The 8,086-nt window shown below is 70.6% G+C and carries 7 protein-coding genes; 3 read left to right on the top strand and 4 right to left on the bottom strand.

The window, feature by feature from the left end; genetic code table 11:
* Window positions 1-193 precede the first annotated feature (193 nt).
* The gene (locus AB0M36_RS28230) at window positions 194-949 is read right to left on the bottom strand and encodes a phosphoglyceromutase (RefSeq protein WP_364163124.1); all 756 of its coding nucleotides are present in this window, start codon (window positions 947-949) and stop codon (window positions 194-196) included.
* A gap of 139 nt (window positions 950-1,088) precedes the next feature.
* On the opposite strand from AB0M36_RS28230, the gene AB0M36_RS28225 reads away from it, so the two are divergent.
* Window positions 1,089-2,393, top strand: coding sequence for an MFS transporter (locus tag AB0M36_RS28225; RefSeq protein ID WP_364163122.1), 1,305 nt, complete (start codon window positions 1,089-1,091; stop codon window positions 2,391-2,393).
* A gap of 342 nt (window positions 2,394-2,735) precedes the next feature.
* Here AB0M36_RS28225 and AB0M36_RS28220 read toward each other — a convergent pair whose 3' ends face one another.
* Both AB0M36_RS28220 and mshA read right to left on the bottom strand, forming a co-directional pair.
* Window positions 2,736-3,242 carry a YbjN domain-containing protein gene (locus AB0M36_RS28220; protein ID WP_364163119.1) on the bottom strand — a complete coding sequence of 169 codons (507 nt, stop codon included), beginning with the start codon at window positions 3,240-3,242 and terminating at the stop codon, window positions 2,736-2,738.
* On the bottom strand, window positions 3,230-4,537 hold the full coding sequence (gene mshA / locus AB0M36_RS28215; RefSeq protein ID WP_364163116.1) for a D-inositol-3-phosphate glycosyltransferase: 1,308 nt from the start codon (window positions 4,535-4,537) through the stop codon (window positions 3,230-3,232). The genes AB0M36_RS28220 and mshA overlap by 13 nt, the downstream gene beginning before the upstream one ends.
* Window positions 4,538-4,671: 134 nt before the next feature.
* On the opposite strand from mshA, the gene AB0M36_RS28210 reads away from it, so the two are divergent.
* Entirely contained in the window at window positions 4,672-5,424 is a 753-nt protein-coding gene (locus AB0M36_RS28210; protein ID WP_364163113.1) for an SDR family oxidoreductase, read from the top strand.
* An 8-nt stretch (window positions 5,425-5,432) separates the two neighbouring features.
* Window positions 5,433-6,185 (top strand): class I SAM-dependent methyltransferase, encoded by a 753-nt coding sequence (locus AB0M36_RS28205; RefSeq protein ID WP_364163182.1) that lies wholly within the window; start codon window positions 5,433-5,435, stop codon window positions 6,183-6,185.
* A gap of 43 nt (window positions 6,186-6,228) precedes the next feature.
* On the opposite strand, the gene AB0M36_RS28200 is transcribed toward AB0M36_RS28205, so the two are convergent.
* Window positions 6,229-7,959, bottom strand: a complete 1,731-nt coding sequence (locus tag AB0M36_RS28200) for a DNRLRE domain-containing protein (protein ID WP_364163110.1) — start codon at window positions 7,957-7,959, stop codon at window positions 6,229-6,231.
* Window positions 7,960-8,086 lie beyond the last annotated feature (127 nt).

Raw genomic sequence — 8,086 nt, 5'->3', positions numbered from 1 at the left:
GAAATCTTCCGCTGCCTCAAGCGCTACATCGCCCGCGAGATCTACACCCTGCTCACCACTTGACGACCATAGGAGCATCCGCCCGGAGTGGGTCACCCCCTCCCCCCGAAGCCCGAGCGTAACCCACCCGAAGCCCGCGGTGACCAAGGAAGCCCGCAGTGACCGCTGAAGCCCCGGCAGTGGCCGAAGAACGTCAGCGGCCCTGATTGGCGACCGCGGCCGCCGCGGCTGCTGCGAGTTCCGGGTCCAGGTAGGCGCCGCCGGCCGTGGTGGGGCGCAACGAGTCGTCGAGGTCGTAGCGGAGCGGGATGCCGGTCGGGATGTTGAGGCCGGCGATCGAGGCGTCGGAGATCTGATCGAGGTGCTTCACGATGGCGCGCAGCGAGTTGCCGTGCGCCGCGACGAGCACCGTCTTGCCGGCTCGAAGGTCCGGGACGATGGCGTCGTACCAATAGGGCAGCGCGCGCAGCAGAACGTCCTTGAGGCACTCGGAGCGTGGCTTCAGCTCCGGGGCCAGGTCGGCGTAGCGCGGGTCGTCGAACTGCGAGTACTCGTCGCCGTCTTCGATCGGGGGCGGGGGGACGTCGTACGACCGGCGCCAGAGCATGAACTGCTCCTCGCCGTACGCCTCGAGGGTCTGCTTCTTGTCCTTGCCCTGCAGCGCGCCGTAGTGGCGCTCGTTGAGCCGCCAGTGGCGCTTGACCGGGATCCAGTGCCGGTCCGCGGCGTGCAGGGCGATCTCGCTGGTGCGGATCGCGCGGCGCAGCAGGCTGGTGTGCACGACGTCGGGCAGTAGCCCGTTCTCCTTCAGCAGTTCTCCACCACGCCGGGCCTCGGTCTCACCCTTGGCGTTCAGGTCGACGTCGACCCAGCCGGTGAAGAGGTTCTTGGCATTCCACTCGCTCTCGCCGTGGCGCAGCAGCACAAGGGTCCCAGTCATGCCCTCCATCCTGCCGCAGCCCCCGTGGCGGGGTGAGCGCACACCCCAAGTGGCGACCACCACGTGGAAACCGGGCTGCGCCGTACGCCGATGATCACTAGGTTGTAAGTCCTGGGTTGGATGTCGGTGCTTACATGGGGGTACAAGCGTGGGTGGGTGGTTGCGGGAAGCGGCGGGTGGGCTGCCCCGGCAGTTCTGGTTCCTCTGGACGGGCACCCTGATCAACCGGCTGGGCGCCTTCGCCGTCGTCTACCTCGCGATCTACCTCACCCAGGGGCTGCAGTTCTCGCAGTTCGAGGCCGGGCTCGTGCTGGGGGCGTACGGCGTCGGCGGCGGGATCGGCACCATGACCGGCGGGGTGCTCACCGACCGCTGGGGCCGGCGCCCGACGATGCTGACCGCCCAGTTCGGCACCGCCGCGCTGATGCTCGCGCTCGGCTTCGCCGAGGGCTTCTGGCAACTCCTGATCGGCGCCTGGCTGCTGGGCGTCTTCGCCGAGGGGGTGCGGCCCGCGTTCCAGGCGATGATGGTCGACGTCGTGCCCGACAAGGATCGCCTCCGGGCGTACTCGCTGAATTACTGGGCGGTCAATCTGGGCTTCGCCGGCGCGGCGATCGTGGCGGGCTTCGCCGCCCAGGTCGACTATCTCCTGCTCTTCGTGGTCGACGCGGGCACCACCTTCGTCACCGCCATGATCAGCCTGATCTTCCTGGCGGAGACCCGGCCGGTGCGGGTCGCCGCCCGCCGGGCCGGGGGCGGGCCCGGGCTGGTCACGGTGTTCCGGGACCGGGTCTTCCTGATGTTCCTGGGGCTCAACTTCGTCGTCGTGCTGGTGATCATGCAGCACATGTCGACGCTGCCGATCGCGATGAGCGCGGACGGCCTCAGCACGTCCACGTTCGGCTGGGTGATCGCGGCGAACGGCCTCCTGATCGTCGCGGGGCAGCTCTTCGTGCCGAAGCTGATCGACGGCCACAACCGCTCCCGGGTGCTGGCCGTCGCCACAGTGGTCATGGGCGTCGGATTCGGCCTCACCGCCTTCGCGGACTCGGCCGCCTTCTACGCGGTCACGGTGGTCATCTGGACGCTCGGCGAGATGTTGCAGAGCCCGTCGAACTCCGCCCTGGTCGCGGAGCTGTCGCCGTCCCTGCTGCGGGGCCGCTACCAGGGCGTCAGCTCGCTCTCCTGGTCGGCTGGGTCCGCGCTGGCGCCGGTGGTCGGCGGATTCGTGCAGCAGCACGCGGGCAGCACGGTGCTGTGGCTGAGCTGCGCGGTCATCGGGGTGCTGGTGGCGGCGGGCCAGATCGCCTCCGGCCCGACGCGGGAACGCCGCGCCGCGGAGCTCCGGGTCTCCGAGCACCGCCTGGCGAACCCCTCGCCGGCCGCGACGGAAATCCCGCACGCGGAGGACGTGGCCCCGCCCGCGCCGGTCCGGGTCGCGGCGAACGACTGAGACCCTCCCGCCGGTCCGGGCCGCGGTAAACGACTGAACCCGGTGATGGGCAATGAGCCTTCCGGGCGAGGAGGCCCTCATCCGTGAGGGCGAAGTTGCCGCGTGTGACCGCCACTACAGATGGCAGTCCGCCAACTGCCTTGTGAGCCTTGCCAAGCCCAACTAGCGTGGTCGATGGACGCCGAACCGTCAGTTCGGGGAACGGGTCGACCTCACGGTCACCGCGGTGCGGCGTTCGGGGACGGGTGGCATCAGCCGTTGGGGGACGGCGCGACCCGAGACCGGCGGTTAGTGCGGGCGACGCCTATGGGGATGGGTGTCGTCCGCCGCCGCCGGCGCCACTCAGCTCTGTTTTCCGTCCGGGTCGGCGAAGTGCGCGAAGGCCTGCAGGTTGGCCAGAGACTCGCCCCGCTTGACCCGCCATTCCCACTCGCGGCGGATGGCCGTGCCGAAGCCGATCTCCAGCATCGAGTCGAACGACTCGTCCGCGTAGGTGAGCACCGAGCCCAGCAACCGGTCCAGCTCGTCCTCGTCGAGGCCGTTGAGGCCGGCCCGACCGGTCAGGTAGACGTCGCCGGCCTGGTCGATGGAGAAGGCCACGCCGTACATTCTGGCGTTGCGGCGCAGCAGCCAGGCCCACAGCCGCTCGTGGTTCTCGTCCGGGTGCCGCATCACGAAGGCCTCGATCCGCAGGGCGTGCTCCCCCACGATCAGGTTGCAGGCGGTCTTGAGCTTGTGCGTCCCGGGCATCGTGACGACCCACGACGACTCGCCGGTCGACTCGCACGGCAGCTCGCGCTCGGCGCACACGCGCTCGATGAGGGTCCCGATGTCTTCTACCACGAGCAAGAGCCTGCCAGACGCGCGGCGATCAGCGCACGGTGCTCCGCCACCGCCTCTCGATAGACCCGCAGCAGGCCTGCCGCCGTACGGTCCCAGGAGAAGTTCGACGCGTGCCGCACCGCGCCCACCGACAGCCGCAGGCGCCGCGCGGGCTCGCACAGCAGCCCGCCGACGACTCTCGCCCAGTCGGCCGGCTCGTGCCCGTCGACGAGGACGCCGCTGACCCCGTCGGTGACGGCGGTGACCAGGCCTCCGACGGCCGCCGCGACCACCGGCGTGCCACAGGCCTGTGCCTCCAGGGCCACCAGGCCGAACGACTCGTTGTGCGAGGGGACCGCGACCAGATCGGCCGACCGGTAGAGCGCGGCGAGCGCCTCCCCGGTCTGCGGCGGCAGGAAGCGCACCTTGTGGGAGACCCCGAGCGAGGCGGCCAGTTCGATGAGCGACGTGGGTCGCTCGAGGCCGCTGCCGCTCGGGCCGCCGCAGATGACGACGGTGACGTCCTCGTCGCGCAGCGGTTGCCGGGCCAGCGCCCGGATGAGCACGTCCGGGCCCTTGAGCGGCTGGATGCGGCCGACGAAGGCCACCACGTGGCCCCGTTCGCTCAGGCCGAGGCGGCGGCGATCGGCCGCCTGGGTGCCGGCCGGCCGGAACCGGCCCAGGTCGACGCCCGGCTGCACCACGCTGAGCCGGGTGGGCTCGGCGTCGTAGCAGGTCACCAGGTCCTGCGCCTCGAAGCGGGTGTTGGCCACCAGCCGGTCGGATTCCGCGATGACCTGTTCCTCGCCGATCACCCGGGCCTTGGGCTCGGGGTGGTCACCGGCGGCGATGAACCTGTTCTTGACCTTGGCGAGGGTGTGCGCGGTATGCACGTGCGGCACACCCCAGCGTTCCCGGGCAAGCCAGCCGACCTGGCCCGACATCCAGTAGTGCGAGTGGATCAGGTCGTAGTGCCCGGGCGGATTGGCGGCCTCGGCCCGGAGCACGCCGTGGGTGAACGCGCACAGCTGCGACGGCAGTTCTTCCTTCGACAGGCCCTCGAACGGCCCGGCCGTGACGTGTCGCACTGTGACGCCGGGCACCATCTCGACGCTCGGGGGCAGGTCGCTCGAGGTGGCCCGGGTGAAGATCTCGACCTCGACGCCCAGGGCCGCGAGCCGCTTGGAAACCTCGACGATGTAGACGTTCATGCCGCCCGCGTCGCCCGTACCCGGTTGTTCCAGCGGGGACGTATGCACCGAGAGGGTGGCGATGCGTCGGGGAGTCGGCCACTCGCGGCCTGCGGCCCGCGGCTCAGCCACGTCGTGTCCCTTCGCCAGGCGGCCCAAACGTAACGGGCAACTGTTACACCGCCGTTCATCTTCCCCATCGGGACGTGCTGTAGCTCACTCCCGGCGGCCGAGGGTGACCCACGTCATGAGGCAGGATCGTGGGCATGGTGCAGAAGAACATCGCCGTCGTCACCGGCGCGTCCAGTGGCATCGGCGCGGCGACGGCCCGCCGCCTGGCCAAGGAGGGTTTCCACGTGGTGGCCGCGGCGCGGCGCGCGGACCGGCTCGAGGCGCTCATCGCCGAGCTCGGCTCCGGCTCCGCGGTGGCCTGCGACGTGACTTCGGACGACTCGGTCGCCGCCCTGGCCGCCGAGGTGGACCGGCTCGACGGGAACCTCACGCTGCTCGTCAACAACGCCGGTGGCGCCCGGGGGGCGGACGCGGTCGCCGAGGGTTCGGTCGCCGACTGGCAGTGGATGTACGACGTCAACGTGCTCGGCACCCTGCGGGTCACCAAGGCGCTGCTGCCCGCGCTGGAGAGTAGCGGCGCCGGCACGGTGGTGACGGTCGGTTCCACGGCTGCGTTCGTCGTCTACGAGGGCGGCGGCGGATACACGGCAGCGAAGCACGCCCAGACCGCGCTGGTCGGCACCCTGCGGCTGGAACTGGCCGGCAAGCCGGTCCGGGTCGTCGAGATCGATCCGGGCATGGTGCGGACCGACGAGTTCGCCCTCAACCGGCTCGGCGATCAGGCGAAGGCCGACGCGGTCTACGCCGGGGTGCGCGAGCCGCTGGTCGCCGACGACATCGCGGACTGCATCGCGTGGGCGGCCACCCGTCCGCACCACGTCAACGTCGACCGGCTGGTGGTCCGCCCGATCGCCCAGGCCGCCCAGCACAAGGTCGTCCGCGAGTAACGGTGGCGATCAGACCGCTCGGGGCTGTCACCCGGGGCACCACGAACCCCAACCGGCTGCGCCGGGTGGACAACTTCATCGCGTACCGGTGCGGGGATCTGTTGGCGGCGGCGCAGGCGCCGACGGTGGTCGACCTGGGTTACGGCGCGACGCCGATCACGGCGATCGAGCTGCGTGCCCGGCTGGCCGCGGCGGTCCGGCCGGACGTCGCGGTGGTCGGCCTGGAGATCGATCCGGTACGGGTGGCAGCCGCGCAGCCGTTCGCGGACCCGCCCCGGCTCGAGTTCCGGCGCGGCGGCTTCGAGTTGGCCGGCCTGCGCCCGACCGTGGTGCGGGCGTTCAACGTGCTGCGTCAGTACGCCGAGGAAGAGGTCGTCGCCGCCTGGCGGACGATGACCGCGACCGGGGCGGTCCTGGTCGAGGGAACCTGTGACGAGCTGGGCCGGATCGCCACCTGGACGGTCGTCGAGGCGGGGGTGCCGCACAGCCTGACCCTGTCGGCGCGACTGTCCGATCTGGACCATCCGGCCACGTTCGCCGAGCGACTGCCGAAGGCGCTGATCCACCACAACGTGCCGGGGCATCCGGTGCACGATCTCCTCACGACGCTCGGTGCCGCGTGGGAGGCGAGCGCCACCCCGTTCGGGCCGCGGCAGCGCTGGCTCGCGACCGTCGAGCGGTTCCGGTCGTCGTGGCCGGTCCTGGACGGCCCGGCCCGGTGGCGTCGCGGCGAACTGACCGTCGGTTGGCCGAGCGCATGACAAAGGGGCCGGTCGCGGGACCGGCCCCTTTGCGAAGGATTTCTCAGTTCTTGATCGTCACGTCGAACATCGGGTCGGCGGCGACCTTCTTGAAGGCGGCCAGCGCGGACGCGGTCGAGTTCACCGAGATGTCCCGGTCGCCCTCGTCGTCCTTCGCGGTGTCGAAGTAGACGACCGCCTTGACCTGCGGGTGCGCCTTCAGCTCCGGGATGACGGAGTTGAACGCCGGCGCCTTGTCCACCTTCACCGACGTGCGGTGGTACATGCCCCACTCCGCGACCATGATGGGCTTGCCCGGGTGGTTGGTGACCGCCCAGTCGTACCAGCCGAGGCCGCCGCCGGTGGGCTTGCGGTCGAGGATGTCGCCCATGTCGCCGTAGTGGTAGTAGCCCTTCTCGACGCTGACGTAGGAGTCCAGGCCGACCCAGTCGACGACGTCGTCACCCGGGTAGAGGTCCTTCCACCACGACTGCGCCATCCACTTCTCGTTGCCCATGTACGCCACGACGTTGATCGCGTTGGCGACGCCGTTGGCGCGCAGCCGCGTGATGACGTAGCGGTACATGTTCGCGTAGTCCTTGGCGGTCATGCCCGAACCGGCGGTCGGGTTGACGTCGTTCTCCGGCTCGTGGTGCAGGGCGAGGAAGAACTTCTGCGTGCCGTAGTTCTTCTTCACGTACGCCGACCAGGTGTCGATCCGCTTGTCCTGCGCACCCGCGGCGACCTTGGCCCAGGTGGTGTTGTACGCGATCTTCCAGTTCAGCAGCAGCACCCGCGGGCGGGCGGCGTCCCGGCTCATCGCGATCTCGGCCTTGGTCGGGAACAGCTCGTCGCCCTTGTGATACGTGTGGTAGATCGCCGCGGTCCGGCCGGTGAGCGCCTCCCAGTCCTTCAGCGCCTGGTCACGCGGGGTGTCGGTGAAGCCGCCGGCGGCCGCGCCCCAGAGCACGCCGCACGAGGGCACCAGCATCGCGTCGGTGGCACAGCCGGTGGTCGGCGGGACAGTGGTCGGCGGGGTGGTGACGGGCACGGTCGTGGTCGGCGGCACCGTGGTCGGCGCGGTCGTCGTGGGCGCCGTGGTCGGTGCCGTGGTGGGCGCGGTCGTGGTTGGCGCGGTCGTGGTTGGCGCGGTCGTGGTTGGCGCGGTCGTGGTTGGCGCGGTCGTGGGGGCCGTGGTCGGCGTCGCCGTCCTCTTCGTGACGGTCAGCCGCAGCTCCGGGCCGCCGGCGGTGGCGTTGCCGTACTCCAGCGCGCGAATCCGGGTGACGTCGGTCGTGGCGGCCGACCTGAGGGCGAAGGCGTACGTGCCGGACTTGGTGACCACCTTGGACAGATCGAAGCTCAGGGTGGTGTCGGTGACCTTCGGCTTGATCGAGGCGACGGCCTTGCCGAGGGCGGGCGCGTTCGCCGCGGTGATGCCCTTCTCCGTCCACGAAGTGGCCACGGGGTAGACGGTCAGCGTCGCCGCGATCGGCTTGCTCTCCAGCGGCAGCTTCAGCTCCGCGCCGGTCACCGTGACGCCGGAGGCGAGCTTCGGTGCGAACTTCAGGTACGAGAGCCGGGTCTCGCCGCCGGACCTACCGACGACCAGCTTGTCGGCCTGGCCGAAGTTGGTGCTCCGGCGCGTGCTCGACGTGTACGAGTCGTCGCTGGTGAAGACGCTGACGGTCTCGGTGGTCGTCGCGGCGTTCGCCGCACCGCCCAGCGCGAGACCCGCACCCGCGGCCACCACGCCCGTCACGGCTACGCCGATCATCCCCCGCCTGGCAGTCACGTAAGTCCCCCTGTATGTCAATCAATCGCTGTCTGACATCCAGGTTCGACAGCGGCGGGTGCCGCTGCGGAGTGCGTTGGGGTGCAGCCCAGGTGCCGGCTCGGCCGACCGTGGGCAGGCGGCAGGA

The sequence above is a fragment of the Actinoplanes sp. NPDC051346 genome (genome assembly GCF_040682215.1).
Taxonomy (GTDB): Bacteria; Actinomycetota; Actinomycetes; order Mycobacteriales; family Micromonosporaceae; genus Actinoplanes.
The sequence above is the reverse complement of the archived record's forward strand: the minus strand, read 5'-3'. Positions and strand labels throughout refer to the sequence as shown.